The sequence below is a fragment of the Streptomyces xanthophaeus genome (assembly GCF_030440515.1).
Classification (GTDB): Bacteria; Actinomycetota; Actinomycetes; order Streptomycetales; family Streptomycetaceae; genus Streptomyces; species Streptomyces kutzneri.
Genome location: NZ_CP076543.1, coordinates 6,386,412 through 6,412,644 on the forward strand (window position 1 = coordinate 6,386,412; position 26,233 = coordinate 6,412,644).

21 protein-coding genes are annotated in these 26,233 nt (G+C 71.6%); 11 read left to right on the forward strand and 10 right to left on the reverse strand.

Features of this window, described 5'->3' with window-relative positions; translation table 11 throughout:
* Positions 1–52: 52 nt before the first annotated feature.
* Positions 53–877, forward strand: coding sequence for a chaplin (locus tag KO717_RS28500; RefSeq protein WP_301372171.1), 825 nt, complete (start codon positions 53–55; stop codon positions 875–877).
* A gap of 39 nt (positions 878–916) precedes the next feature.
* Here KO717_RS28500 and KO717_RS28505 read toward each other — a convergent pair whose 3' ends face one another.
* Positions 917–1,105 (reverse strand): DUF5703 family protein, encoded by a 189-nt coding sequence (locus KO717_RS28505; protein WP_030009118.1) that lies wholly within the window; start codon positions 1,103–1,105, stop codon positions 917–919.
* 47 nt (positions 1,106–1,152) lie between these two features.
* Between KO717_RS28505 and KO717_RS28510 the strand changes: the two genes are divergently transcribed.
* On the forward strand, positions 1,153–1,803 hold the full coding sequence (locus tag KO717_RS28510; protein ID WP_301372174.1) for a hypothetical protein: 651 nt from the start codon (positions 1,153–1,155) through the stop codon (positions 1,801–1,803).
* Between the two features lie 85 nt (positions 1,804–1,888).
* Here the strand turns inward: KO717_RS28510 and KO717_RS28515 are convergent, their stop codons facing one another.
* Both KO717_RS28515 and KO717_RS28520 read right to left on the reverse strand, forming a co-directional pair.
* Positions 1,889–4,234: an ATP-dependent DNA helicase gene (locus tag KO717_RS28515; RefSeq protein WP_301372175.1), complete on the reverse strand. Its 2,346-nt coding sequence runs from the start codon at positions 4,232–4,234 to the stop codon at positions 1,889–1,891.
* Positions 4,231–5,214 carry an aldo/keto reductase gene (locus KO717_RS28520; RefSeq protein WP_030723309.1) on the reverse strand — a complete coding sequence of 328 codons (984 nt, stop codon included), beginning with the start codon at positions 5,212–5,214 and terminating at the stop codon, positions 4,231–4,233. Before KO717_RS28520 ends, KO717_RS28515 begins: the two co-directional genes overlap by 4 nt.
* Positions 5,215–5,314: 100 nt before the next feature.
* Between KO717_RS28520 and KO717_RS28525 the strand changes: the two genes are divergently transcribed.
* Together KO717_RS28525 and KO717_RS28530 are read left to right on the forward strand one after the other, a co-directional pair.
* Positions 5,315–6,364: an LLM class F420-dependent oxidoreductase gene (locus tag KO717_RS28525; protein WP_301372177.1), complete on the forward strand. Its 1,050-nt coding sequence runs from the start codon at positions 5,315–5,317 to the stop codon at positions 6,362–6,364.
* A 230-nt stretch (positions 6,365–6,594) separates the two neighbouring features.
* Positions 6,595–7,425: a ferritin-like domain-containing protein gene (locus KO717_RS28530; protein ID WP_301372178.1), complete on the forward strand. Its 831-nt coding sequence runs from the start codon at positions 6,595–6,597 to the stop codon at positions 7,423–7,425.
* Here KO717_RS28530 and corA read toward each other — a convergent pair.
* Complete coding sequence (gene corA, locus KO717_RS28535) at positions 7,403–8,395, reverse strand: magnesium/cobalt transporter CorA (protein WP_301372179.1); 993 nt, start codon at positions 8,393–8,395, stop codon at positions 7,403–7,405. The genes KO717_RS28530 and corA overlap by 23 nt on opposite strands.
* 54 nt (positions 8,396–8,449) lie before the next feature.
* On the opposite strand from corA, the gene KO717_RS28540 reads away from it, so the two are divergent.
* From KO717_RS28540 to mshC, 4 genes are all read left to right on the forward strand, one after another.
* A complete protein-coding gene (locus KO717_RS28540) occupies positions 8,450–9,169 on the forward strand; it encodes a histidine phosphatase family protein (protein ID WP_301372180.1) in 720 nt (239 codons plus the stop codon).
* 79 nt (positions 9,170–9,248) lie between these two features.
* Positions 9,249–9,839 carry a DUF3090 domain-containing protein gene (locus KO717_RS28545; RefSeq protein WP_030011536.1) on the forward strand — a complete coding sequence of 197 codons (591 nt, stop codon included), beginning with the start codon at positions 9,249–9,251 and terminating at the stop codon, positions 9,837–9,839.
* Positions 9,803–10,654: an SCO1664 family protein gene (locus tag KO717_RS28550; protein WP_301372181.1), complete on the forward strand. Its 852-nt coding sequence runs from the start codon at positions 9,803–9,805 to the stop codon at positions 10,652–10,654. The genes KO717_RS28545 and KO717_RS28550 overlap by 37 nt, the downstream gene beginning before the upstream one ends.
* A gap of 110 nt (positions 10,655–10,764) precedes the next feature.
* Positions 10,765–11,994, forward strand: a complete 1,230-nt coding sequence (mshC, locus tag KO717_RS28555; protein WP_301372182.1) for a cysteine--1-D-myo-inosityl 2-amino-2-deoxy-alpha-D-glucopyranoside ligase — start codon at positions 10,765–10,767, stop codon at positions 11,992–11,994.
* A 61-nt stretch (positions 11,995–12,055) separates the two neighbouring features.
* Here mshC and KO717_RS28560 read toward each other — a convergent pair whose 3' ends face one another.
* From KO717_RS28560 to KO717_RS28585, 6 genes are all read right to left on the reverse strand, one after another.
* Positions 12,056–13,030 (reverse strand): hypothetical protein, encoded by a 975-nt coding sequence (locus KO717_RS28560; RefSeq protein WP_301372183.1) that lies wholly within the window; start codon positions 13,028–13,030, stop codon positions 12,056–12,058.
* 68 nt (positions 13,031–13,098) lie between these two features.
* On the reverse strand, positions 13,099–14,130 hold the full coding sequence (locus tag KO717_RS28565) for a PAC2 family protein (protein ID WP_301372184.1): 1,032 nt from the start codon (positions 14,128–14,130) through the stop codon (positions 13,099–13,101).
* Between the two features lie 128 nt (positions 14,131–14,258).
* Positions 14,259–15,866, reverse strand: coding sequence for a glycerol-3-phosphate dehydrogenase/oxidase (locus KO717_RS28570; RefSeq protein ID WP_301372185.1), 1,608 nt, complete (start codon positions 15,864–15,866; stop codon positions 14,259–14,261).
* A gap of 41 nt (positions 15,867–15,907) precedes the next feature.
* A complete protein-coding gene (gene glpK / locus KO717_RS28575) occupies positions 15,908–17,434 on the reverse strand; it encodes a glycerol kinase GlpK (protein ID WP_301372186.1) in 1,527 nt (508 codons plus the stop codon).
* An 81-nt stretch (positions 17,435–17,515) separates the two neighbouring features.
* Positions 17,516–18,298 carry an MIP/aquaporin family protein gene (locus KO717_RS28580; RefSeq protein ID WP_301372187.1) on the reverse strand — a complete coding sequence of 261 codons (783 nt, stop codon included), beginning with the start codon at positions 18,296–18,298 and terminating at the stop codon, positions 17,516–17,518.
* 312 nt (positions 18,299–18,610) lie between these two features.
* The gene (locus KO717_RS28585; RefSeq protein WP_301372188.1) at positions 18,611–19,378 is read right to left on the reverse strand and encodes an IclR family transcriptional regulator; all 768 of its coding nucleotides are present in this window, start codon (positions 19,376–19,378) and stop codon (positions 18,611–18,613) included.
* A gap of 277 nt (positions 19,379–19,655) precedes the next feature.
* Between KO717_RS28585 and metH the strand changes: the two genes are divergently transcribed.
* From metH to KO717_RS28600, 3 genes are all read left to right on the forward strand, one after another.
* On the forward strand, positions 19,656–23,168 hold the full coding sequence (metH, locus tag KO717_RS28590) for a methionine synthase (RefSeq protein ID WP_301372189.1): 3,513 nt from the start codon (positions 19,656–19,658) through the stop codon (positions 23,166–23,168).
* A gap of 113 nt (positions 23,169–23,281) precedes the next feature.
* A complete protein-coding gene (locus KO717_RS28595; protein ID WP_301372190.1) occupies positions 23,282–23,983 on the forward strand; it encodes an HAD family hydrolase in 702 nt (233 codons plus the stop codon).
* A 581-nt stretch (positions 23,984–24,564) separates the two neighbouring features.
* Positions 24,565–26,169, forward strand: coding sequence for an ABC transporter substrate-binding protein (locus KO717_RS28600; RefSeq protein WP_301372191.1), 1,605 nt, complete (start codon positions 24,565–24,567; stop codon positions 26,167–26,169).
* Positions 26,170–26,233: the final 64 nt, after the last annotated feature.

Genomic DNA, 26,233 nt, shown 5'->3' on the forward strand with positions numbered 1-26,233 from the left:
GGCCGAGCCGTCGGACGACGGCCGAAACGTACACACCAGGGGACGAGTACAGATGCGACGACCGGCACAGGTCACCAGGAAGACCCTGATCACCATGGCGGCCGCGGGGGGTGTCCTCGCGATGGGCGGGGGCTACGCACACGCGGACTCCGGCGCCTCGGGGCAGGCCACGAACTCTCCGGGCCTGCTGTCCGGGAACAACCTGCAGGCGCCCGTGGACGCGCCGGTGAACGTCTGCGGGAACACGATCGACGTGGTGGGAGCCCTCAACCCGGCCTTCGGGAACCACTGCGTGAACGGATCGGGCCACGCCAAGCCGCCGAAGCCCGGCAAGCCGGACCACCCCGGTAACCCCGGCCACCCGGGCGACGACGAGCCGTGCGACGACGGTGGTCCGGGTAACCCCGGCAACCCCGGCGGTCCGGGTAACCCCGGCAACCCGGGTAACCCTGGCAACCCTGGTGGTCCGGGAACCCCCGGCAACCCCGGTGGTCCGGGTACCCCGGGCAATCCCGGTGGTCCGGGTACCCCGGGCAATCCCGGCGGTCCGGGAACCCCTGGCAACCCCGGCGGCCCCGGCACTCCCGGCAACCCCGGTGGTCCGGGTACCCCGGGCAATCCCGGCGGTCCTGGCACTCCCGGCAACCCCGGTGGTCCGGGCACACCCGGTACCCCCGGTGCGCCGGCCAACCCCGGCACGGGATCCGTCACCCCGGTCACGCATCCCGGCGGTCCGGGGACCGGGAACAACCCGGGACAGGCCGGCGGTCTCGCCGCCACCGGGTCCGGTGACGTCCTCACCGCCGGGCTGCCGCTCGCGGGCGGCCTGCTGCTCGCCGGCACCGTGCTCTACCGGCGGGCCCGCAACGCCGCCTGACGGATGGTCACGGCGCGGGCCCCGCCCCCGGGGCCCGCGTCACCAGGTCGCGCGGACCTGACGGATGATCCGGCGGCGCAGTCGCACACGGCGGCTGCCGTCCCGGTACAGGCTCAGCCGGTCGAGTTCCCAGTTCCCGTACTCGGCATGATCGGTCAACAGGCGGGTCGCCTCCTTGCGAGGAACACCGCGGGGCACGTACACGTCGACAAATTCGTATTCCGGCATCGCATCTATTGTGCGGGCAGAGCCCTGCTACGGATAGCGTCTGCTCTATGTCTGATGCCGATCTGCCCACTGTTGCCGAGGTACGCGCCGCCGCCGAGGCGGTCAAGGCCGCGCTCGACCGCCACCTCGCCGCGGTCGAGCGCAGGATCGGGGACGAGGATCCGGACGTCTACGCCGCGTTCAACGAACTCGCCGCCGCGGCCGAGGTGTACGACGAACTCCTCTACGACCGGTACGACGAGGTCACCCCCTTCGAGATCCCCACGCCCGAGGACGGCGTCCCGTACACCGGGCCCGCCGAGCCCGCCGCCTTCAGCGTGCTCATCCGCCGCGACTACGCCGTCGTCGAACCGGCCCGGCTGATCGCCCAGGCCGAGCGGGTCGCCGCGCACGACCGGGACGCCGATTTCGTGGGCGACGGCGGCAGCGCCGACGCGCTGGGCGTCCTCTTCGGGGAGTACGAGCCCGACGAGATCGCCTCCCGCTACAAGGACTTCGGGCTGGAGGAGGGCGACTCCACGCTGTGGATCGCGGCCTCGGAGGAGGTGGCGGAACCGGGGGAGTGGCTGGGCTCGCCCTTCGGGCACATCGATCCGCAGGACGTGCTGCACCGGTTCGACGTGAGCTCCGTCTTCGACGAGGAGGCCGACGAGTTCGACGAGGACGAGGCCGCGGAGCCGGGGCTGACCCCGGCCTGACCCCGGCCCGTTCGCGCCCCGATCGCGGCCCCGCACGTGCCGGACCCCGTGGCCCCCGCCCTCCCGGGCGGGGGCCACTGCCGTTTCACTCCGGCTGCGCGCCCGCCGTCGCGAGCGCCGTCAGCAGGCCCGTCAGGCGCGTCGTACGCGGCTTCGCCGGCACCTCGGCCACCGCGTGCGGCAGCGCCTGGTCGACCCCGTGCACCACGGACAGGTGCCGCTCGCCCCGCCCGAACGCCGTGTAGACCCAGTCCCGCGACAGCGCCTGCGCCGCGTCACCCGGCAGTACGACGACCACCGCCGGCCAGCGCGTGCCCACGGCCTGGTGCGCCGTCACCGCCCAGCCGTGCCGCACCTGTGACTCGACGAGCTCCTTCGGCACGACGATCCGCGCGCCCGCCCGGTCCAGGTGCAGGCCCTCGGCGTCGGCCGACACCACCCGGGCCGCCAGCGCCCGCCCGGCGGACGGCACGTGGACCACCCGGTCGCCGGGGTCGAAGCCGCCGAAGCGGCCCGGACCGGGGTTCAGGCGCTCCTTCAGGGCGGCGTTCAGCGCCCGGGTGCCCGCCGAGCCGCCGTGGCCCGGGGTGATCACCTGCACGCCGTCCGCCGGGATCCCGAAGGCCCGCGGCACCGATTCCGCCACCAGCTGAACGGCCCGGTGCACCGCTTCCCCGGCGTCCTTCACCGGGACGATGACGACCTCCTTGCCGGGGGCGTCGACCTGGTTCAGCTCCCCGATGCCCACCCCCGAGACGAGCTCGCCGAGGGGACCCGGGTCGGGGGTGCGGGAGACCACCTGCGGGCAGGTACGGGCCGCCAGCACATCGGCGAACACCCGCCCGGCCCCGGCGGACCCGAGCACAGCGGGGTCCCCGGAGAGCACCAGCCGGGCCCCGTCCGGGACGGACTCCACCAGCGCGGCCGCGGTCTCCACGTCCAGCTGCGGCGCGTCCAGCACCACCAGCAGGTCCAGTGCGAACTGCCCGTCCGCGTCCCGCCCGGGCCCCTCGGCGCCGGACAGCAGCCCCGCCACGGTCACCGGGTCCGGGCCGCCGCCAGGGGCGTGCGCGGCCACGCAGACCCGCAGGCCCAGCTCCCGGGCCGCGGCGGCCAGGGCGGCCGGTTCGGCGCGGGCGGCCTCGCCGCCGGTGTGGGTGACCAGGCCGTGGCCCGCGACCGCGCGGATCAGTTCGGCCGCGGAAGGGCTCGGAGCGGACCCGGCGGCCCGCTGCCACTGCGCCGCGTCGTCGAAGGTGCCGGCGGCCAGCCGGGCCAGGCCGTCGGCCAGGCTCTCCTCGGCCATGGCGGCACCCTCCAGGCCCACGAGCACCCGTACGGGCTGCTCCGCGTCCTCCGCATCCTCGGCGTCCTTGCCGGCCGGCGGACCCAGGGGCTCGTGGAAGACCAGCACCGAGCCCTCGCCGACGGCCTGTTCCAGCGCCCCGGCCGGATCCGGTACGCCGTACTGGGCCAGGGCCTTCTCCAGCACCGGGGCCTCCAGCGCGGTGTGCCCCTTCAGCCCGGCCTGGGCCAGCAGCCAGCCCACCAGGACGGTGGTGCGACGCTCGTCACCGGGACCCGCCTCGGGGCCCAGCAGGGCCCGGGCGAAGCCGTCGGCCTGGGCCGGACGTACGGCGGGGAGCGACAGCAGCCGCCAGGGATTCTCGGTGAGCTGCCCGGCGGCGTCCTCGCCCAGGGCCGCCGCGGCGGGGGCGGCCAGGGTCTCGGGGGCGCCACCGCGGGCCAGTACGGCCCGTACGCCCTCGACGGTGTCGGCGGAGGGCGCGGTCGCGGCCACCGGCGCCGGGGCGGCCGGGCGCGGCGCGGCGGGAGCGGGGGCCGGCCTGCGGGGCGCGGCCGGGGCCTCGTCGAAGTACACGGCGGGGGGCTTCTCCCCGCTCTCCACGGCCCGTACGGCGGCCAGCAGGTCGGCGGCCGTCCCGCTCAGCTTCGCCCCGGCCTCGACGGGCGCCTCCCGCTCGGCCTTGCGCCGCGCGATCCGCTCCCGCTCGATCTTCTGGGCGGCCAGTTCGGCCTGTGCCTCGGAGAGCGCGGGCGCCGCCGGGGCCTCGGCGGCCGGCCCGGCGGATTCTGCTGCGTCGGCGTCAGCGTCGGCGTCGACTTCGGATCCAGCCTCGGGCCCGGTGTCGCCGTCGGCCTCCGGGGCGGGCCCTGCGGGGCTCTCCCCCTCCCCGCCCCTACCCGAAACCGGGGGCTCCGCCCCCGGATCCCCGTCACCGGCCTCGCCGTGCACGGGGACGGGCCCGTCCCCGGCCCCGGCCGGTTCGGCGGTCCCGGAGCCGTCCGGCCCGGCCTCCGGCTCCGCGGCCCGTGCCTCGTCGGGTCGGTTCTGGTCCGCGTCGGCCGGCGAGGCCTCGGCGGCCGGTTCCTCGGCGGCAGCGGGCTCGGCCTGGCGGTCCGTACTCACAGCGTGCTCCAGTCCTGATCGGGGTAGCGGTGTACCGGAGCCGAAACATCGTCCAGCGCCCGGCAGATCTCCTCCGGAAGACTAAGGGCCTCCACCGACAGTGCCGCCCCGAGCTGTGCGGACGTCCGCGCACCGACGATCGGCGCCACCACCCCCGGCCGGTCCCGGATCCACGCCAGGGCCACCTGGAGCGGGGTCACGGCCAGCCCCTGGGCCGCCGTCACCACCGCGTCCACGATCCGCCCCGCCGCCTCGTCGAGGTACGGGTCCACCAGGGCGGCCAGCGACTCCGATGCGCCCCGGGAGTCGGCCGGGGTGCCGTCCCGGTACTTGCCCGTCAGTACCCCGCGGCCCAGCGGCGAGGAGGGCAGCAGGCCGATCCCGAGGTCCAGCGCGGCCGGCAGCACCTCCCGCTCCACACCCCGCTGGAGCAGGGAGTACTCCATCTGCGTCGAGGCGATCCGGGTCCGCACCCCGGGGGCCGCGAGCTGCCAGGTCGCCGCCTTCGCCAGCTGCCAGCCGCAGAAGCCCGCCAGCCCCGCGTACCGGGCCCGGCCGCTGCTCACCGCCAGGTCCAGCGCCTGCAGGGTCTCCTCCAGCGGGGTCGCGGGGTCGAAGGCGTGCACCTGCCACAGGTCGACGTAGTCGGTGCCCAGCCGGTCCAGGGAGGCGTCGAGGGCGGCGAGCAGGTGCCCGCGCGAGCCGTCGAATCTGCGGTCGGGGTCCGGCACGCTGCCCGCCTTGGTCGCGATCACCAGGTCCCGGCGCGGGACGAGCCCGCCCACCAGCTGCCCGAGGAGGTACTCCGCCTCACCGCCGCCGTACACGTCGGCGGTGTCGACGAGCGTGCCGCCCGCCTCCCAGAACGTCTTCACCTGCTCGGCGGCGGCTTCCTCGCCGGTGTCGCGGCCCCAGGTGAGGGTGCCGAGGCCGATCCGGGAGACGCGCAGTCCGGTGCGGCCGAGATGCCTCTGCTCCATGAGCGCTGAGACTACTGGGGCGCTGACGCGGAGGACCTTGGCGCGCTACAGTCCCCGCACACCAACGTTACTGATCGGTAAACCGGTAAGGGGACGATACATGCGGCTCGGCATCAATCTTGGTTACTGGGGCGCGGGCATGGACGCCGACAACCTCGCCGTCGCCCAGGAGGCCGACCGCCTGGGTTACGACGTCTGCTGGGCCGCCGAGGCCTACGGCTCCGACGCCCCGACCGTGCTCGCCTGGGTCGCCGCCCAGACCGAGCGCATCGACGTGGGTTCGGCGATCCTCCAGATCCCGGCCCGCCAGCCCGCCATGACCGCCATGACCGCGGCCACCCTCGACTCGCTGACCAAGGGCCGCTTCCGGCTCGGCCTCGGCGTCTCCGGACCGCAGGTCTCCGAGGGCTGGTACGGCGTCAAGTTCGACAAGCCGCTGGCCCGCACCCGCGAGTACGTGGAGATCGTCCGCAAGGCCATGACCCGCGAGCGGCTCTCCTACGAGGGCGAGCACTGGACCCTGCCGCTGCCGGACGGCCCGGGCAAGTCCCTCAAGCTGACCGTGCACCCCGAGCGCGAGCACATCCCGCTCTACATCGCCGCCATCGGGCCGAAGAACCTGGAGCAGACCGGCGAGATCGCCGACGGCGCCCTGCTGATCTTCCCGGCCGCCGAGCACCTGGAGGCCACCGCCCTCACCCACATCCGGGCGGGCCGCGAGAAGGCCGGGCTGACCATGGAGGGCTTCGACGTCTGCCCGACGGTGCCGCTGGCCCTCGGCGAGGACGTGCACGCGCTCGCCGACATGTTCCGCCCGTACACCGCCCTCTACGTGGGCGGCATGGGCAGCCGGAAGCAGAACTTCTACAACCAGCTGGCCCAGCGCATGGGCTACGAGAAGGAAGCCGCCGAGATCCAGGACAAGTACCTGGCGGGCGACAAGACCGGCGCGGCCGAGGCCGTCCCGCACAAGCTGATCGACTCGACCACCCTGCTCGGCCCGGTCGTCCGGATCGCCGACGGGATGCGGGCCTACGCGGAGGCCGGGGTCACCACCCTCACGCTCGCCCCGGCCGGATTCACCCTGGACGAGCGGATCGCCGCCCTGCGCGCCGGTACCGAGGCGATGGAGCTGGCCGGTCTCGCCTGACCGCCCGACCGGCAGATACGGGCGCCGGCGGACGTACGCCGGCCCCGGTGAACGCTTCTGCGGCCGTGGTGGGGGCTCGGGGGGTCTTCCCCGCCACGGCCGACACAGCGAACAACGGCCGGGACGCCCGCCGGGTTACGCGTGGCGGCCCAACCCCCGATTTCGTTCATTCGGACGAGTAGCGCGACCCATCGGTTGCCCGCCCCGCCCACCGGCGTTTGACTCGTTCCATGCTCTCTGCCCGCAGCCTGTTCCAGGAGATCGTCGACAACGACGACTCCTTCCAGCTGTTCTGCTCCATCGCCGCCAGCGGGGAGACCCAGGGCGGCTGGGAGAACGCCCGTATCGCGGCCCTGGTGCCGGACGGCATGCGCCACCTCGCGCCCAAGATCACCCGACACGGCGCCGACGAGGACAAGCACGGCCGGATCTTCAACGCCCTGCTCCGCAAGCGCGGCCTGCCCGCCGTCCCGGTACCCCCCGAGACCGACTACACGATGCTGCTGGAGCGCCGCGGCATCGGCCTCGCGCACGAGAAGCTGCGCCGCGAGGCGGCTCTGACCGAGGAGGACATCGTCGTCTACCTCGCGCACAGCCGCGTCACCGAACAGCGCGCCGCCGACCAGATGGACATGCTGGTCAGGTACTTCGGCGACCATCCCGAGGTGGGCAAGGCGATCCACATGATCAGCCACGACGAGGACAACCACCTCGCCTACTGCCACGAGGAACTGCTGCGCCTCGCCCGCTCCGGCCACGGCCGGACCATCCAGCGGGTGCTCCGCGAGAGCGCGCTCGCCGAGATCTCCGTCTACCGCGACGTGAGCCTCGCCGTCATGAGCCACATGGGACGGCTGCTGCACTGGCCCGCCCCGAAGGCGGCCGCGCTGGCCGCCGGCATCCGCGCGATGTACACGTACGAGCGGTTCAGCGGCTGGCACCGGATGGTGAACCTGCGGCTGCCGGAACGCCTGGACGCCCTCGGCGGCGCACCGGCCGCCGCGGGCGGGTTCGCCTACGCCCCCCGCGAGAGGGAACTCAGAGCCAGCCCCGGCGCTTGAACATCCGGTGCAGGCCCAGGCACGCCCCCGCCATGACCACCAGCACCGCCGGATAGCCCCAGGCGTGCCGAAGCTCCGGCATGTGGTCGAAGTTCATCCCGTAGATCCCCGCCACCATCGTGGGGACGGCCGCCATCGCCGCCCACGCCGAGATCTTGCGCATGTCGTCGTTCTGCCGGAGGCCCATCTGCGCGAGGTGCGCGGAGAGCGCGTCCGACAGCAGCCGGTCCAGGCCCTCGATGTACTCGTTCGCCTTGGTCAGGTGGTCGGCGACATCGCGGAAGAACGGCTGCGCGTGCTCGTGGACGAAGGGCACCTCCCCGAAGGCCAGCCGGTCCATCGGCTGGAGCAGCGGGCTCGTCGCCCGCCGGAACTCCAGCACCTGCCGCTTGAACCCGTAGATCCGGGCGGCGGTGTTCTTGGTCTCCGAGGCGTTCGGGGCGAAGACCTCGGCCTCCAGCTCCTCCAGGTCCGCCTGGAGCTCGGCCGCCACCTCGATGTAGTGGTCGACCACCGCGTCGGACACCGCGTACAGCACCGCCGTCGGGCCGTGCCGCAGCACGTCCGGCTCCTGCTCCAGCCGGTGGCGCACGGCGGCCAGCGGGGCCCCCTCGCCGTGCCGGACCGTGACGACGAACGAATCCCCTATGAAGACCATCAGCTCGCCCGCGGTCACCGTGTCCGTGTCCTCGTCGTACTGCACCGGCTTGAGGACGACGAACAGCGAATCGTCGTACACCTCCAGCTTCGGGCGCTGGTGCGCGGTCAGCGCGTCCTCCACCGCCAGCGGGTGCAGGCCGAACTCCTGGCTGACGTGGTCGAATTCCTTCGCCGTCGGCTCGTGCATGCCGATCCACAGGAAGGCATCACCGGTCGCCCGGGCCTCGTCGAGGGCGTCCGAGAAATCGTCCGGTCCCTCGGTACGGCGGCCGTCCCGGTAAATCGCGCAGTCCACAATCACGCGGGGCATTCTTCCCTGCCCACGGCCCGCCCGCACACCTGCGGCAGCGCATACGCTGGCCCCATGGCCACGCTGATCCTCGTACGACACGGGCGGTCCACCGCCAACACCGCTGGGCTGCTCGCCGGATGGACCCCCGGAGTGGCCCTCGACGAGCGCGGCGCGGAGCAGGCCGCCGCGCTGCCCGGCCGGCTGGCGGGCGTGCCGCTGGCCGCCGCCGTCACCAGCCCGCTGCAGCGCTGCCGGGAGACCCTCGCACCCCTGCTGGCCGCCCGGCCGGAGCTGGAAGTGCACACCGACGAGCGGATCGGAGAGTGCCACTACGGCGAATGGTCCGGCCGCAAACTCTCCGAGCTCTCCGACGAACCGCTGATGAAGATCGTCCAGCAGCACCCGTCGGCCGCAGCCTTCCCCGGCGGCGAGTCCATGCGCGCCATGCAGGCGCGCGCCGTGGAGGCCGTACGCGACTGGGACACGCGGATCGAGCAGGAGCACGGCAGCGACGCCGTCTTCCTGATGTGCTCGCACGGCGACATCATCAAGTCCCTTGTCGCGGACGCCCTGGGCATGCACCTGGACCTCTTCCAGCGCATCCACGTCGACCCCTGCTCGGTGACCGCCATCCGGTACACCCCCACCCGGCCCTTCGTGTTCCGGCTCGGCGACACCGGGGACTTCGGCTCGCTCGTCCGGCGCCCCGCCGCACCGGAGACCGTCGCATCGGACAAAGACACCGAAGACGCCGGGAACGCCGTCGTGGGAGGCGGTGCGGGCGCGGCTTGATCGCCCGGCGCAGTAGGGTGGACGGGCCAACAACAAGGGCGCAGACCTGCCCCCTGCCGCCGAGACTTGGAGACTGGACGTGCCCCGTCAGGTGTTCCTCTACGACCCCCCGGACCGCTTCGTGGCCGGCACGGTCGGTCTGCCGGGACGCCGTACGTTCTTCCTGCAGGCCTCCGCCGGCCCCCGCGTCACCAGCGTCTCCCTGGAGAAGACCCAGGTCGCAGCGCTGGCCGAGCGGATGGACGAGCTGCTGGACGAGGTCGTACGGCGGACCGGGGGCAATGCCCCGGTCCCGGCCGTCGCCCCCGCCGAGGCCGCCGACACCGCGCCGCTGGACGTCCCGGTCGACGAGGAGTTCCGCGTCGGCACCATGGCCCTGGCCTGGGACGGCGAGGAACAGCGCATGATCGTCGAGGCCCAGGCGCTGGTCGAACTCGACGCCGACTCCGACGAGGACCTCGCCGAGGCCGAGGAGCGGCTGCTCCAGGACGAGGAGAACGGCCCGCCGATGCTGCGGGTCCGCCTCACCGGCGCCCAGGCCCGGGCCTTCGCCAAGCGGGCCCTGGACGTCGTCAACGCCGGCCGCCCGCCGTGCCCGCTGTGCAGCCTCCCGCTGGACCCGGAGGGGCACGTGTGCCCGCGCCAGAACGGCTACCGGCGCCAGGCGTGACGGACACGGGGGAGAAGATGGAGGAACTGCTCGCCAAGGGCGAGCTCACCGTCATAGGCCGGATCCGCGAGGCCTCCAACGCCGTCCTGCTGTGCAGCGTCACGTACGGGGGCGTGAGCGCCGACTGCGTGTACAAGCCGGTCAAGGGCGAGCGGCCGCTGTGGGACTTCCCCGACGGGAACCTCGCCCGCCGGGAGGTCGCCGCCTACCTGATCTCCGAGGCCACCGGATGGGGCCTGGTCCCCGCCACCGTGCTGCGCGACGGACCGTACGGCGAGGGCATGGTCCAGCGGTGGATCGACGCCGAGCAGCCGGACGAGGACTCCCCGCTGGGCGCGCTCCTCGGGCTCGTCGACGGCGAGGAGGCGGGGGAGGGCTGGAAGGCCGTCGCCCTCGCCGAGGTCGGCGAAGGCCGCACCGCGCTGCTCGTGCACGCCGACGACCCCCGGCTGCGCCGGATCGCCGTACTCGACGCCGTGATCAACAACGGCGACCGCAAGGGCGGCCACCTGCTGCCCGCGCCCGACGGACGGCTCTACGGCATCGACCACGGTGTGACCTTCCACGCAGAGGACAAGCTGCGCACCCTCCTGTGGGGCTGGGCGGGCGAGCCGCTGACCGACGAGGCACGCGAGGTGCTGGCCGCGCTGGCCGAGGATCTGGCCGAGGGAGCCCCGCTCGCCACCCGGCTGGCCGAACTGATCACTCCGGTCGAGCTGGCCGCCGTACGGGACCGGGTGGGGCACCTGCTGGGCACCGGAACCCACCCCCGGCCGTCCGGGCAGTGGCCGGCGATCCCCTGGCCACCGGTCTGAATCAGCCATCGGCCATACGCACAGAACCGGCCAGACCGCAAGAGTGCCGATCAAGACAACAGTGCAGGTCCAGTTCGTTTCCGGAACATCAGTCCGGTTAGGCTCGACACATGCATGCCTGGCCCGCTTCTGAGGTCCCCGCCCTTCCTGGCAAGGGCCGCGACCTCCAGATCCACGACACCGCGACCCAGGGGACGATCACCCTCGCCCCCGGTCCCGTCGCCCGTATCTACGTCTGCGGCATCACTCCGTACGACGCGACCCACATCGGTCACGCGGCGACCTACAACGCGTTCGACCTCGTACAACGCGTGTGGCTCGACACCAAGCGGCAGGTCCACTACGTCCAGAACGTCACGGACGTGGACGACCCGCTCCTGGAGCGGGCGCTGCGTGACAACCAGGACTGGACCGAGCTGGCGGAGCGCGAGACCGCGCTCTTCCGCGAGGACATGACGGCCCTGCGGATGCTGCCCCCGCAGCACTACATCGGAGCCGTCGAGGCCATACCCGGAATCGTGCCGCTGGTCGAGCGGCTGCGGGACGCGGGCGCGGCGTACGAGCTGGAGGGTGACACCTACTTCTCGGTCGAGGCCGACCCGCACTTCGGCGGGGTCTCGAACCTCGACGCCGAGGCGATGCGGCTGCTCTCGGCGGAGCGGGGCGGCGACCCCGACCGGCCCGGCAAGAAGAACCCGCTGGACCCGATGCTGTGGATGGCCGCGCGTCCGGGCGAGCCGAGCTGGGACGGCGGCTCGCTGGGCCGCGGCCGGCCGGGCTGGCACATCGAGTGCGTGGCGATCGCCCTCGACCACCTGGGCATGGGCTTCGACATCCAGGGCGGCGGCTCCGACCTGGCGTTCCCGCACCACGAGATGGGCGCGTCGCACGCACAGGCGCTGACGGGCGAGTTCCCGATGGCCAAGGCGTACGTGCACGCGGGCATGGTGGCGCTGCACGGCGAGAAGATGTCGAAGTCGAAGGGCAACCTCGTCTTCGTATCGGCGCTGCGGCGCTCCGGGGTGGACCCGGCGGCGATCCGCCTCGCCCTGCTGTCGCACCACTACCGGGCCGACTGGGAGTGGACCGACGAGGTCCTCGCCGAGGCCGTGGCCCGGCTGGAGCGCTGGCGCGCGGCCGTGTCCCGGCCGGACGGCATCCCGGCCGACGCGGTGCTCGAAGAGGTCCGCGAGGCCCTGGCGAACGACCTGGACGCCCCTGCGGCGCTGGCGGCCGTGGACCGCTGGGTGGAGCTCCAGAACGCCACCGACGGCGACGACGAGTCGGCCCCCGGCCTGGTCTCCCGGACGGTGGACGCCCTGCTGGGCGTGGCGCTCTAGCGAACGGAGGAAGCGCGCCCCCGGCCCCGTGCCGGCGGGCGCGCTTCGCCGTTCCACCGCCTCACTGCATCACGGTCACCGGCGGGTGCCGGGGATCGGCGGGGCACGCGTAGAACTGCAGGGTGTAGCCGCGGCCCACGGTGACCCCCGTGGGGGTCGAGGACGCGCCCTGCGCCTCCTCGACCGGACGCCAGCTCACGGTCTCGGCGTTCCATTCGCAGTGGTCGAGGGTGAGCAGCGGCTCGCCGACGGCCGCGCACTCCCGGCAGCGCAGCTCCTTCGGACCGCCCGAATCGCGGAAGGTGAACGGGGCGGCCCAGCCGCCGGCCTTCCACCCCGCCGCGACGGACAGGGCATCCCGGTAGCCGGGGGCTCCGTCCTCCTCCCAGCGGCGGATCCGCTCGGCCAGCTCGCGGTCCAGATCGTGCGCGGCCGGGTACTCGCGGACCTGCTCCGGATGGAGCACGCACGGCACCGGCACCAGCTCGTCCGTGCCGACGTACTCCGGCTCCGGGGCGGCCGACAGGACCGCCTCCACCGCGTCGGCCCGCCGCCAGCGCAGCTGGACGGCCTGCCCCGGGCCGTCCTCGGGGTCCTCGATGTCGATGAACGGGCACCACAGCACCTGGAGCAGGTCCGTGCCCTCGGGGAAGGGCAGGCCGGGGACGTCCCGGGCGTACAGCTGCGCCACCGGGATCAGCGGGTGCGGGCCCTCGGGCAGCAGCGACGGATCGTGGCCGGCCTCGATCCGGGAGACCTCGGCACGGTCCGCGTCCGTCCACACGTCGCGGGCGCGGATCCGCCGGAGCGTACGCACCTCCCCGGGCGTGTTCAGCGGGAAGGGGGCGTCGTGCTCCTGCGAGCACGACGCCCAGGCCTCATCGGCCGGCCACAGCAGGGGCCCGCCCACCGAGCTGTCGTGCACGGTGGGGGACCCCGGGCGGGGGTGCAGCCGGGTCGCGGTCCTGGCCAGGCCCCCGAGCTCCGGGAACACCGTGGCCGCGTCGAGCGGGCGGGGCGGGGTGGTACGGGTCATGCTTCCCTCTCTCGGAACGGCAACCCGTATCCAAGCAGGGGGTACTGACAGCCTGACAGCCCGGCCCCCTAGGTCCCGGGGGTCTCCCCGCCGGCCGCGCCGTCGCCTTCACCCTCACCCTCGCCCTCAGCGGCGGCGTCCGGCCCGGACGTGCCGTCCGCGTCCGACGCGTCGTCCTGCTTCGGCTTCGGCTGGGGGCGGCCACCGGACAGGTCCCGGAAGTACGAACCCGTGTCCGTGGCCGTCTCCGGGCCCGCCGCAGGGTCACGCCGCCGCAGGTACCGCTCGAACTCCCGGGCGATCGCGTCGCCCGAGGCCTCCGGCAGATCGGCCGTGTCCCGCGCCTCCTCCAGCGTCTGGACGTACTCCGCCACCTCGCTGTCCTCGGCGGCCAGTTGGTCCACGCCCAGCTGCCACGCCCGCGCGTCCTCCGGCAGCTCGCCCAGCGGGATCCGGATGTCGATCAGATCCTCCAGCCGGTTCAGCAGGGCCAGCGTCGCCTTCGGGTTCGGCGGCTGGGAGACGTAGTGAGGCACCGCCGCCCACAGGGACACCGCCGGGACACCCGCGTGCGTACAGGCCTCCTGCAGGATGCCCACGATGCCCGTCGGGCCCTCGTACTTGGTCTCCTCCAGGTCCATCGTCCGCGCCAGGTCCGCGTCCGAGGTGACCCCGCTCACCGGCACCGGCCGCGTGTGCGGGGTGTCCCCGAGCAGCGCGCCCAGGATGACCACCATCTCCACGCCCAGCTCGTGCGCGAACCCGAGGATCTCGTTGCAGAACGACCGCCACCGCATGGACGGTTCGATGCCGCGCACCAGCACCAGGTCCCGCGGCTTGGCACCGCCGATCCGGACCACCGACAGCCGTGTCGTCGGCCACGTGATCTTCCGTACCCCGTTGTCCAGCCACACCGTCGGCCGGTTGACCTGGAAGTCGTAGTAATCCTCGGCGTCGAGTGCCGCGAAGACCTCGCCCTTCCACTCCCGGTCCAGGTGTGCGACCGCACCGGAGGCCGCGTCACCCGCGTCGTTCCAGCCCTCGAACGCGGCCACCATGACCGGGTCGATCAGCTCGGGCACGCCCTCAAGCTCGATCACCCAGGTCTCCTTCCGAAGTTCCCCTTGCGTACGTGGGTCAGCCTAAGCCTTGATGAGGCACCGGCCACAGCCCACGACAGAGGGGCGGTTCCCCTCGGAACCGCCCCTCTTCCCCACCTGCGTGGGAGCTATGCCTTACGGCCCAGCATCTCCTCGACCCGGGCACGTACGGACTCGTCGTCCAGGCCGCGGATCGTCACCGTCGTACGGCGGCGCAGCACGTCGTCGACCGTCTCGGCCCACTCGTTGTCACGGGCGTAGGCGACCTGCGCCCAGATCTCCGGGCCGTCCGGGTGGATCCGCTCGGCCAGCGCCGGGTCCTCGTTCGCGATGCGCGCGATGTCGAAGGCCAGCGAGCCGTAGTGGGAGGCCAGGTGGCGGGCCGTCAGCGGGTCCATCCGCGTCCCCGGCTCCCGGTCCACCAGCAGCCGGTGCGCGACCGCGTTCGGGTTGGCGACACCCGGCAGCGCGATCCGGCGCACCAGCGACTTCACCGGCTCCATGTCCTCGGTCAGCGGGCTGCCCGGGAGCTTCGCCAGCTTGTCCATGACCACACGGCCGATGTGGCGGTACGTCGTCCACTTGCCGCCGGCCACCGACAGCATGCCGCCGGCGCCCTCGGAGACGACCGTCTCGCGCTTGGCCTTCTCGACGCCGCCGGGGCCGCCGGGCAGCACCCGCAGGCCCGCGAAGGCGTACGTCATCAGCGAGCGGTCCAGGTCCGCGTCCTTCACCGAGAAGGCCGCCTCGTCCAGGATCTGCGCGATGTCGGACTCGGTGGCGCGCACGTCCGCCGGGTCGCCCTCGTACACCTCGTCGGTGGTGCCGAGCAGCAGCTGGTCCTCCCACGGGAGGGCGAAGGTGATGCGGTACTTGTCGATCGGGGTGGCCATGGCGGCCTTCCACGGCGACTTGCGCTTCATGACGATGTGCGCGCCCTTGGAGAGGCGGATCGACGGCATGGAGTGCTTGTCCTCCATGCGCCGCAGGTGGTCCACCCACGGGCCGGTGGCGTTGAGCACGACGCGCGCGTCGACCCCGAACTCGGTGCCGTCGAGACGGTCCTTGAGCTCGGCGCCGGTGACCCGGCCGCGCGTCTTGCGCAGTCCGGTGACCTCGGCGTGGTTGAGGACGACCGCGCCCGACTCGACGGCCGCGCGGACCGTCATGACGGCGACGCGGGAGTCGTTCATCTGGTGGTCGTAGTAGACCGCGACGGCCTTGAGGTTGTCCGTCTTCAGACCCGGGTTGTCAGCGACGGCACGGGCCGGGGATATGACCTTGCCCATGCCGTCGCCGAAGGCCGAGAGGGCGGAGTAGGCGAAGACGCCCGCGCCCAGCTTGGCCGCACCCACCGGACCGCCCTTGTAGACCGGCAGGTAGAACGTGAGCGGGTTGACCAGGTGCGGGGCCACGTCCTTGGCCAGCACCCGACGCTCGTGGTGGTTCTCCGCGACCAGCTTGACCGCGCCGGTCTGCAGGTAGCGCAGACCCCCGTGGACGAGCTTGGAGGAGGCCGAGGAGGTGGCGCCGGCGAAGTCGCCGGCGTCCACCATGGCAACCCGCAGGCCCGACTGCGCGGCGTGCCACGCCACGGAGGTGCCCAGGATTCCACCACCGATGACCAGCAGGTCGTACGTGGCCTTCGACAGCTGCTCACGGGTCTGGGCGCGGCTGACGTTGGCACCGGCGGTCGGGTGCGTGCCCAGTGCGGGAACGCTCTGCAGGCTGCTCATATCTCTCTTAGCTCCTCGTCGATTGACTCAGCTGAGTGCGGTCAGCTGGCGTCTTCGTCGTCGACCCAGCCCATGGAACGCTCCACGGCCTTGAGCCAGCTCTTGTACTCGCGGTCCCGCTGGTCGGCGGGCATCCGCGGGGTCCACTCCGCCGCGCGGCGCCAGTTGGCGCGCAGGGCGTCGGTGTCGGGCCAGAAGCCGACGGCCAGGCCGGCGGCGTAGGCGGCGCCGAGGCAGGTGGTCTCGGCGACCATCGGGCGCACCACGGGGGCGTCCAGGAAGTCCGAGAGCGTCTGCATCAGCAGGTTGTTGGAGGTCATGCCGCCGTCGACCTTGAGGGCCGCGAGCTCGACGCCCGAGTCCTTGGTCATGGCGTCGGTGATCTCGCGGGTCTGCCAGGCGGTGGCCTCCAGGACGGCACGGGCGATGTGCGCCTTGGTGACGTACCGGGTGAGGCCGGCGACCACGCCACGGGCGTCGGAGCGCCAGTACGGGGCGAAGAGGCCGGAGAAGGCCGGCACGAAGTAGACGCCGCCGTTGTCGTCGACCGAGGAGGCCAGGGTCTCGATCTCGGCCGCGGACTTGATCAGGCCCATCTGGTCGCGCATCCACTGGACGAGCGAGCCGGTGACGGCGATGGAGCCCTCCAGCGCGTAGACCGGCTTCTGGTCGCCGATCTGGTAGCCGACCGTGGTCAGCAGGCCGCTGTAGGAGTTGATGATCTTGTCGCCGGTGTTCATCAGCATGAACGTTCCGGTGCCGTACGTGGACTTGGCCTCGCCCTCGGCGAAACAGGTCTGGCCGAAGAGGGCGGCCTGCTGGTCACCGAGCGCCGAGGCGACCGGGACACCGGCGAGGACGCCCTCCTTGACGTGACCGTAGACCTCGGCGGAGGACTTGATCTCCGGAAGGACGTTGAGCGGGACGCCCATGGACTCGGCGATCTTGTCGTCCCAGGCCAGGGTGTGGAGGTTCATCAGCATGGTGCGCGAGGCGTTGGTGACGTCCGTGACGTGCACGCCGCCCTGCGGGCCACCCGTGAGGTTCCAGATGATCCACGAGTCCATGGTGCCGAAGAGGATGTCGCCGGCCTCGGCGCGCTCCCGCAGGCCCTCGACGTTGTCGAGCAGCCAGCGGACCTTCGGGCCGGCGAAGTAGCTCGCCAGCGGCAGGCCGGTCTCGCGGCGGAAGCGGTCCTGGCCGACGTTGCGGCCGAGCTCCTTGCACAGGGCGTCGGTGCGGGTGTCCTGCCAGACCAGCGCGTTGTGCACCGGCTCGCCGGTGTGGCGGTCCCACAGGACCGTGGTCTCGCGCTGGTTGGTGATGCCGACGGCCTTGACGTCCGCGGCGGTGATCTCCGCCTTGGCGATCGCGCTGGCGACGACCTCCTGGACGTTGGTCCAGATCTCGGTGGCGTCGTGCTCGACCTGGCCCGGCTTCGGGAAGATCTGCTCGTGCTCCTTCTGGTCGACGGCGACGATGCGGCCGTCGCGGTCGAAGACGATGCAGCGGGAGGAGGTGGTGCCCTGGTCGATCGCGGCGATGAAGGGGCCGGTGCTGGTGGTCATGTTGGCTGCTCCTGGCAGGTCGGGTGAGTAGGCGGAATCAGGAGGGCGGTGCGGATCTTACGATCTTGCCGGTACTGCTGATCAGGCGAACGCGATGTTGTAGAGACCACCGGCGAGCGCGGCACCGACGAGCGGGCCGACCACCGGGATCCAGGAGTAACCCCAGTCGGAGCCGCCCTTGTTGGGCAGCGGCAGCAGGGCGTGAACGATACGCGGACCGAGGTCGCGGACCGGGTTGATGGCGTAGCCGGTCGGGCCACCGAGCGAGAGACCGATGCCGACGACCACGAACGAGGTGATCAGGACGCCGATGACACCGAGGCCCTTGCCGCCGTCCTGGAGGCCCTGGGTCAGGATCGCCAGGATCAGGACGGCGGTACCGATGATCTCGGTCGCCAGGTTCTGCACGACGTTACGGATCTCGGGGCCGGTGGAGAAGATGCCGAGCACCGGACCGGCCACATCGTGCGGGTGCGGGTCCTCGGGACCGAGCTTGGCGTCGCGGATGTGCTCCGGGTCGGCCAGGTGGACGCGGAACTGTCCGTAGTAGGTGATCCACATCAGGACCGCTCCGAGCATCGCGCCCAGCAGCTGGCCGGCGAAGTAGACCGGGGTGTCACCCCACTCGCCGCTCGTGACGGCGATGCCGACGGTGACCGCCGGGTTCAGGTGCGCACCGGAGAGCGGCGCGGAGACGTAGGCGGCGATCAGTACGGCGAAACCCCAGCCGAACGTGATGGCGAGCCAGCCCGCATTGCGGGCCTTGGAGCTCTTGAGTGTCACTGCGGCGCAGACGCCACCGCCGAGCAGTGTGAGCAGGGCGGTACCGATGGTCTCGCCGATGAAGATGTCGGAGCTGGACACCCGCGACTCCTTTGTACGTCCAGGGGTGGGCGGACACCGGGTCCCTCCGGTGGTTCCGCGCACTCGGTGAGTGCTGCACCGGTCCGTGGCTTGTCGCATCCTAGCGCGTATTGCCGGTAGGTGTTCGACAATGCCGACCGATGAACGGCAGTTTTCCGCCCAAGTGAAGAACGCGTCAAGGGTCGGCCAGGCCAAAGTGTCGGATCGTTACCGGTACGTGCGATCAGCCAAAACAAGCCATCCCAAGGCCGGGATGTGGCGAAAAATGGGCATAGAAAGGCCAGGGTGTGGCCTAGGCCTGTTAAAGGAAGCTCAGAACCGGCCCGCGCCGAGATCGCGTGAAACCGCACGCGCACAGTCCCGCACCGACGCCACCAGGGCCGCACGGGGCTCTCCGGCCTCGCCGCAGACCCGTTCCACGGCGCCCGCGACCGCCACCGCGCCGACCGGCATCCGGCGCCGGTCGTGGATCGGCGCCGCCACCGAGGCGATGCCCTCCCAGGTCTCCTCCACGTCGGAGGCCCAGCCGCGCGCCCGGGTCAGGTTCAGGATCTCCTCGAAGGCGGTGCCGTCCGTGACCGTGCGGGGGGTGAAGGCCTCGCGCTCGACCTCGTGCGCCTGGGTGTGCGCCACGGGGTCGTAGGCCGACAGCACCTTGCCCAGCGCGGTCGAGTGCAGCGGCTGCATGGCCCCGACCTCCAGCACCTGACGGCTGTCGTCGGGCCGGAACACGTGGTGCATGATCAGCACCCCGCTCTGGTGCAGCACGCCCACGTACACGCTCTCGCCGCTCGCCCGGGCCAGGTCGTCCGTCCACACCAGGGCGCGGGCGCGCAGCTCGTGGACGTCGAGGTAGCTGTTGCCCAGGCGCAGCAGCTCCGCGCCGAGCTGGTAGCGGCCGGAGGCCGGGTCCTGCTCCACGAAGCCCTCGGCCTGCAGGGTGCGCAGGATGCCGTGGGCCGTGCCCTTGGCCAGGCCCAGCGAGGACGCCACGTCCGAGAGTCCCAGCCGGCGCTCGCCGCCCGCCAGGAGTCGCAGCATCGCAGCGGCTCGTTCGAGCGACTGGATGTTCCGTGCCATCGCGCAGCCTCCTGCAGACCTTCGGTATTACTGACCATCTTGACGCGGTTCGACAATGCTGAACAGTATCGGTCGATGTCGACCTTGCGCACCGTCGGACGGCTGTTCGCCCTACCGTCGCCGGGACACCCCGCCGGAAACTCCCCGCCACAGAATGCAGTCCGCCACGTGGGACACCCACACCGGGGCGGGTGCCTCGCGGTTACCCTGGCCGCGTGCACCCTTGACACAGAGGGGGTGCAAAGCCGACAGCCGTCGCATCCCAGGGAGCACAACCATGGCTTCGTTGCCCACCTTGCCCGCTGACACCCAGACCCGGGCCGATGCCCTCCGGGAGGCGCTTGCGACCCGCGTGGTCGTCGCCGACGGAGCCATGGGAACGATGCTCCAGGCGCAGGACCCCACCATGGAGGACTTCCAGCAGCTCGAAGGCTGCAACGAGGTCCTCAACATCACCCGCCCCGACATCGTGCGCTCCGTCCACGAGGCGTACTTCTCGGTGGGTGTGGACTGCGTCGAGACCAACACCTTCGGCACGAACTACGCGGCGCTCGCCGAGTACGACATCGCCGAACGCAATTTCGAGCTGTCGGAGGCCGGCGCGCGCATCGCCCGCGAGGTCGCCGACGAGTTCACCGCCTCCACCGGCCAGCAGCGCTGGGTCCTCGGCTCCATGGGCCCCGGCACCAAGCTCCCCACGCTCGGCCACATCAGCTACGCCCAGATCCGCGACGCCTACCAGATCAACGCCGAGGGCCTGCTCTCCGGCGGCGCCGACGCGCTGCTCGTCGAGACCACCCAGGACCTCCTGCAGACGAAGTCCTCGATCATCGGCGCCCGCCGGGCCATGGAAGCCCTCGGCGTCACCGTCCCGCTGATCTGCTCCGTCACCGTCGAGACCACCGGCACCATGCTCCTCGGCTCGGAGATCGGCGCGGCCCTGACCGCGCTGGAGCCGCTCGGCATCGACATGATCGGGCTGAACTGCGCCACCGGCCCCGCCGAGATGAGCGAGCACCTGCGCTACCTCGCGCGCAACGCCCGCATCCCGCTCTCCTGCATGCCCAACGCCGGCCTGCCCGTCCTGACCAAGCAGGGCGCGCACTACCCCCTCAGCGCCCCCGAGCTGGCCGACGCCCAGGAGACCTTCGTCCGCGAGTACGGGCTCTCCCTGGTCGGCGGCTGCTGCGGAACCACCCCCGAGCACCTGCGCCAGGTCGTCGAGCGCGTCCGCGGCACGGCGATCACCGAGCGCACCCCCCAGCCCGAGCCCGGCGCGGCCTCGCTCTACCAGACGGTGCCCTTCCGCCAGGACACCTCGTACATGGCGATCGGCGAGCGCACCAACGCCAACGGCTCCAAGAAGTTCCGCGAGGCCATGCTGGAGGCCCGCTGGGACGACTGCGTGGAGATGGCGCGCGACCAGATCCGCGAGGGCGCGCACATGCTCGACCTCTGCGTGGACTACGTGGGCCGCGACGGCGTCGCCGACATGGAGGAGCTCGCCGGCCGCTTCGCCACCGCCTCCACCCTGCCCATCGTCCTGGACTCCACCGAGGTCCCCGTCATCCGGGCGGGCCTGGAGAAGCTCGGCGGCCGCGCGGTCATCAACTCCGTGAACTACGAGGACGGCGACGGACCCGAGTCCCGCTTCGCCAAGGTCACCCGACTGGCCCAGGAGCACGGCGCCGCTCTCATCGCGCTGACCATCGACGAGGAGGGCCAGGCCCGCACCGTCGAGCACAAGGTCGCCATTGCCGAACGGCTCATCGACGACCTGACGGGCAACTGGGGGATCCGCGAGTCGGACATCCTCATCGACACCCTGACCTTCACGATCTGCACCGGCCAGGAGGAGTCCCGCAAGGACGGCATCGCCACGATCGAGGCGATCCGCGAGCTCAAGCGGCTCCACCCGGACGTCCAGACCACCCTCGGCCTGTCCAACATCTCCTTCGGCCTCAACCCGGCCGCCCGCGTCCTGCTGAACTCGGTCTTCCTCGACGAGTGCGTCAAGGCCGGCCTGGACTCCGCCATCGTCCACGCCTCCAAGATCCTGCCGATCGCCCGCTTCGACGAGGAGCAGGTCACCACCGCCCTCGACCTGATCTACGACCGGCGCGAGGGCGACTACGACCCGCTGCAGAAGCTGATGGCCCTCTTCGAGGGCGTCAACACCAAGTCGCTCAAGGCCGGCCGCGCCGAGGAGCTCCTCGCCCTGCCCCTGGACGAGCGGCTGCAGCGCCGCATCATCGACGGCGAGAAGAACGGCCTGGAGACCGACCTCGACGAGGCCCTCCAGACCCGCCCCGCCCTCGACATCGTCAACGACACCCTCCTGGAGGGCATGAAGGTCGTCGGCGAGCTCTTCGGCTCCGGCCAGATGCAGCTCCCCTTCGTCCTGCAGTCCGCCGAGGTCATGAAGACGGCCGTCGCCTACCTCGAACCGCACATGGAGAAGACCGACGACGAGGGCAAGGGCACGATCGTGCTCGCCACCGTCCGCGGCGATGTCCACGACATCGGCAAGAACCTCGTCGACATCATCCTCACCAACAACGGCTACAACGTCGTCAACATCGGCATCAAGCAGCCCGTCTCCGCGATCCTCGAAGCCGCGCAGGAGCACAAGGCCGACGTCATCGGCATGTCCGGCCTGCTCGTGAAGTCGACCGTGATCATGAAGGAGAACCTGGAGGAGCTGAACCAGCGCAAGCTGGCCGCCGACTACCCGGTGATCCTCGGCGGCGCCGCCCTCACCCGCGCCTACGTCGAGCAGGACCTCCACGAGATCTACGAGGGCGAGGTCCGCTACGCCCGCGACGCCTTCGAGGGCCTGCGCCTGATGGACGCCCTCATCGCCGTCAAGCGCGGCGTCCCCGGCGCGACCCTGCCCGAGCTCAAGCAGCGCCGCGTCGCCAAGCGCGACACTCCCGCGCTCCAGGTCGAGGAGGCCGAGGAGCCCGGCGGCCGGTCCGACGTCTCCGTCGACAATCCGATCCCCACCCCGCCGTTCTGGGGTACCCGCGTGGTCAAGGGCATCCCGCTCAAGGACTACGCCTCCTGGCTCGACGAGGGCGCCCTCTTCAAGGGCCAGTGGGGCCTCAAGCAGGCCCGCGCGGGCGGAGCCACGTACGAGGAGCTCGTCGAGAGCGAGGGCCGTCCGCGCCTGCGCGGCCTCCTGGACAAGCTGCACACCGAGAACCTGCTCGAAGCCGCGGTCGTCTACGGGTACTTCCCCTGCGTCTCCAAGGGCGAGGACCTGATCATCCTCGACGAAGCCGGCAACGAGCGGACCCGCTTCACCTTCCCGCGCCAGCGCCGCGGCCGGCGCCTGTGCCTCGCCGACTTCTTCCGTCCCGAGGAGTCCGGCGAGACCGACGTCGTCGGCCTCCAGGTGGTCACGGTCGGCTCGAAGATCGGCGAGGCCACGGCCAAGCTGTTCGAGTCGGACTCCTACCGCGAGTACCTGGAGCTGCACGGCCTCTCGGTCCAGCTCGCCGAGGCCATGGCCGAGTACTGGCACGCCCGCGTCCGCGCCGAGCTCGGATTCGGCGGTGAGGACCCGGCGAAGGTCGAGGACATGTTCGACCTCAAGTACCGCGGTGCCCGCTTCTCGCTCGGCTACGGCGCCTGCCCCGACCTGGAGGACCGTGCGAAGATCGCCGACCTCCTGGAGCCGGAGCGGATCGGCGTCCACCTGTCGGAGGAGTTCCAGCTCCACCCGGAGCAGTCCACCGACGCGATCGTGATTCACCACCCCGAAGCGAAGTATTTCAACGCACGCTGAGCTCTGCCGACGTACACTTGTCGGTCCCATACAGGCCGGTCGCCTGTTCCCCGGGGTGGTATGCCCCGCGGAAGAGGTGACCGGCCTTCTCGTCCCTTCTGAGAGGCATGCGCATGACGAGCACCGTTCCCGCCCCCGTCGCCCGTACGGCCGACGGTTCTGCCCTGCAGGCGGTGCTGCTCGACATGGACGGCACCCTGGTGGACACCGAAGGCTTCTGGTGGGAGATCGAGGCGGAGATCTTCCAGGAGCTCGGCCACCGCCTCGACGAGTCCTGGCGCGACGTGGTCGTCGGCGGCCCCATGAGCCGCAGCGCGACCTTCCTGATCGAGTCGACCGGCGCCGCCATCGGCCTCGCCGAGCTGAGCGTCCTGCTCAACGAGCGGTTCGAGGCCCGCATCGCCGACCGGGTGCCGCTGATGCCCGGCGCCGAGCGGCTGCTGTCCGAGCTCGCCCGGCACAACGTGCCCACCGCGCTCGTCTCCGCCTCCCACCGCCGGGTCATCGACCAGGTCCTGCTCACCCTCGGCCGCGACCGCTTCACGATGACCGTCGCCGGCGACGAGGTGGCCCGTACGAAGCCGCACCCCGACCCGTACCTGTTCGCCGCGCGCTCCCTGGGCGCGCACCCCTCGCGCTGCGCGGTCATCGAGGACACCCGCACCGGGGTGGCGGCCGCCGAGGCCGCCGGCTGCCGGGTCGTGGCCATCCCCTCGGTCGGCGTGATCGAACCCGCCCCCGGGCGCACGGTCGTCCGCTCGCTGGAGGACGTGGACCTCGCGTTCCTGCGCTCGCTCATCGCCCCCATGAACTGAGAGTGACGACCGGCCCTCCGGCCGGGCCCGCACTCTGCCCAAGCGGACACATCGGCATGCACTGGCCCACATCGGTATGCATTGCCACGCACCGAAACCCCCCGAGTACGCTCCGTGCCGAACGGAACGCCGCCTGGCTGCGCCCTGGCGGAAGGATCTTCCGTCGCGGGCCCCGGAGGCTGAAATTCCATCCCCTCCGGGGTTGTTGCACAGGGTGACCTTGGTCACGCTCCGCACCCCCGACGGGTCTGTCCCGGGGCCGCCGCGACTTCCAATGTGTCCACATTGATCAGCCCCTGACCGAATCTGCGCAGCCCTGCGCGTGAACAGGCAGTTCGCTCCGATCACGGTGCGATTACGCCCCAAGTTCGGTCAGTTCCAGCCATCCCGTCCCGGACCACTAGTGTCGATGCGGGCACTACGCCGCACCTCAGCCGTCCCCGACACACACCCCTGTGCCGGGAACGCGTGGACCGATCGTCACAACACCGGCCCGATCGTTCCGCCCCGAACGGGCGACCGCCGCGAAGTGCCCTCTACGCCGCTTTGAACAAGTGCCGGTTACAGGGAGTACTTCCAGCATGAACCGCAAGACCATGGTGCTGACGGCCGCGGCCGGACTGCTCACCCCCGCGCTGGCCGCCTGCGGCAGCGCGAGCGGCGGAGGAGCAGGATCCGGAGCGATCGTCGTCGGAACCACCGATCGGTTCGAGGCCGCAGACTTCGCTCCCGCCCCCTTCGACCCGGCCTACGCCTACGACGCCGGCGCCTGGAACATCCTGCGCCAGACCGTCCAGACGCTGATGCACACCCCGCGCGGCGGCGGCCAGCCCGTCGGCGAGGCGGCCTCCGCCTGCCGCTTCACCGACGCCGGCAACGAGAGCTACCGCTGCACCCTGCGCCCCGGTCTGAAGTTCGCCGACGGTGAGCCCCTCACCGCCAAGGACGTCAAGTTCTCCATCGACCGCGTCCTCGCCATCAAGGACGAGAACGGCCCCTCCTCGCTGCTCTCCACCCTCGACAACGTCGAGGTCAAGGGCGCCGACACCGTCGTCTTCCACCTGAAGACCCCGGACGCGACCTTCCCGTTCAAGCTCTCCACCCCCGCCGCCGGCATCGTCAGCGAGAAGAACTACGACGCCAAGAAGCTCCGCGAGGGCTTCGCCGTGGACGGCTCCGGCCCGTACACGATGAAGGCCGAGGTCAAGAACAACCGGCTGGTCCGCGCCGTCTTCACCAAGAACCCGCACTACAAGGGCGACCTCAAGCTGCAGAACGACAAGGTCGAACTGCGCACGTACCCCGACTCCCCGGCCATGGGCAAGGCGCTCACCGACGGGAAGATCCACATGGTCTCCCGCACCCTGTCGCCCGCCCAGATCACCGAGTTCAGCGCCCAGCCGCCCAAGGGCGTCAAGCTGGTCCCGATGCCCGGCCTGGAGATCCGCTACCTCGGCTTCAACACCGAGGCGCCCGTCGTCAAGGAGAAGGCCGTACGCCAGGCGCTCGCCGCCGCCGTCGACCGCGGCCAGCTCATCTCCAAGGTCTACGGCAAGTCCGCCCAGCCGCTCTACTCGCTGGTCCCCACCACCGTGACGGGCCACGTCAACTCCTTCTACAACAAGTACGGCGACGCCAACACGCCCAAGGCCGCCGCCCTGCTGAAGGAGGCCGGGATCAAGACCCCGGTCAAGCTGACCCTGCACTACACCAGCGACCACTACGGCGACGGCACCGCCGCCGAGTTCGAGGCCCTCAAGGCCCAGCTGAACTCCACCGGTCTGTTCGACATCACCGTCCAGGGCAGCGAGTGGGCGGACTTCCGCCCGGCCCAGAAGAAGGGCGACCACGCCGCCTACGGGCTCGGCTGGTTCCCCGACTACCCGGACGCCGACAACTTCCTCGCCCCGTTCCTGGAGCAGGACAACTTCCTGGGCACGCCGTACGCCAACAACGCGGTACGCAGCAGGCTCATCCCCGAATCCCGGCGGGCGGTCGACCGTACGGTCGCCGTCCCCGCGATCACGGAGATACAGGACATCGTCGCCGAGGACGTGCCCGTCCTGCCCCTGTGGCAGGGCAAGCAGTACGTCGCCGCACGCGACGGGATCACCGGAGTGGAGTGGTCGGTCAACGCCATCTCCGACCTCCAGCTGTGGGAGCTCGGCCGTGGCGTAAGCGGCTGAGCAAGGCAACGACCGGCAGCGGAAGTCGCGGGCCGGACCAACGAAACAGTTCGACTGTGAAGGA

Bases quoted from the DNA above. Each gene is read 5' to 3' on its own strand.
- KO717_RS28500 (WP_301372171.1), top strand. From the start codon at position 53: ATGCGACGACCGGCACAGGTCACCAGGAAGACCCTGATCACCATGGCG.
- KO717_RS28505 (WP_030009118.1), bottom strand. From the start codon at position 1,105: ATGCCGGAATACGAATTTGTCGACGTGTACGTGCCCCGCGGTGTTCCT.
- KO717_RS28510 (WP_301372174.1), top strand. From the start codon at position 1,153: ATGTCTGATGCCGATCTGCCCACTGTTGCCGAGGTACGCGCCGCCGCC.
- KO717_RS28520 (WP_030723309.1), bottom strand. From the start codon at position 5,214: ATGGAGCAGAGGCATCTCGGCCGCACCGGACTGCGCGTCTCCCGGATC.
- KO717_RS28525 (WP_301372177.1), top strand. From the start codon at position 5,315: ATGCGGCTCGGCATCAATCTTGGTTACTGGGGCGCGGGCATGGACGCC.
- KO717_RS28530 (WP_301372178.1), top strand. From the start codon at position 6,595: ATGCTCTCTGCCCGCAGCCTGTTCCAGGAGATCGTCGACAACGACGAC.
- corA (WP_301372179.1), bottom strand. From the start codon at position 8,395: ATGCCCCGCGTGATTGTGGACTGCGCGATTTACCGGGACGGCCGCCGT.
- KO717_RS28540 (WP_301372180.1), top strand. From the start codon at position 8,450: ATGGCCACGCTGATCCTCGTACGACACGGGCGGTCCACCGCCAACACC.
- mshC (WP_301372182.1), top strand. From the start codon at position 10,765: ATGCATGCCTGGCCCGCTTCTGAGGTCCCCGCCCTTCCTGGCAAGGGC.
- KO717_RS28560 (WP_301372183.1), bottom strand. From the start codon at position 13,030: ATGACCCGTACCACCCCGCCCCGCCCGCTCGACGCGGCCACGGTGTTC.
- KO717_RS28570 (WP_301372185.1), bottom strand. From the start codon at position 15,866: ATGAGCAGCCTGCAGAGCGTTCCCGCACTGGGCACGCACCCGACCGCC.
- glpK (WP_301372186.1), bottom strand. From the start codon at position 17,434: ATGACCACCAGCACCGGCCCCTTCATCGCCGCGATCGACCAGGGCACC.
- KO717_RS28585 (WP_301372188.1), bottom strand. From the start codon at position 19,378: ATGGCACGGAACATCCAGTCGCTCGAACGAGCCGCTGCGATGCTGCGA.
- metH (WP_301372189.1), top strand. From the start codon at position 19,656: ATGGCTTCGTTGCCCACCTTGCCCGCTGACACCCAGACCCGGGCCGAT.
- KO717_RS28595 (WP_301372190.1), top strand. From the start codon at position 23,282: ATGACGAGCACCGTTCCCGCCCCCGTCGCCCGTACGGCCGACGGTTCT.
- KO717_RS28600 (WP_301372191.1), top strand. From the start codon at position 24,565: ATGAACCGCAAGACCATGGTGCTGACGGCCGCGGCCGGACTGCTCACC.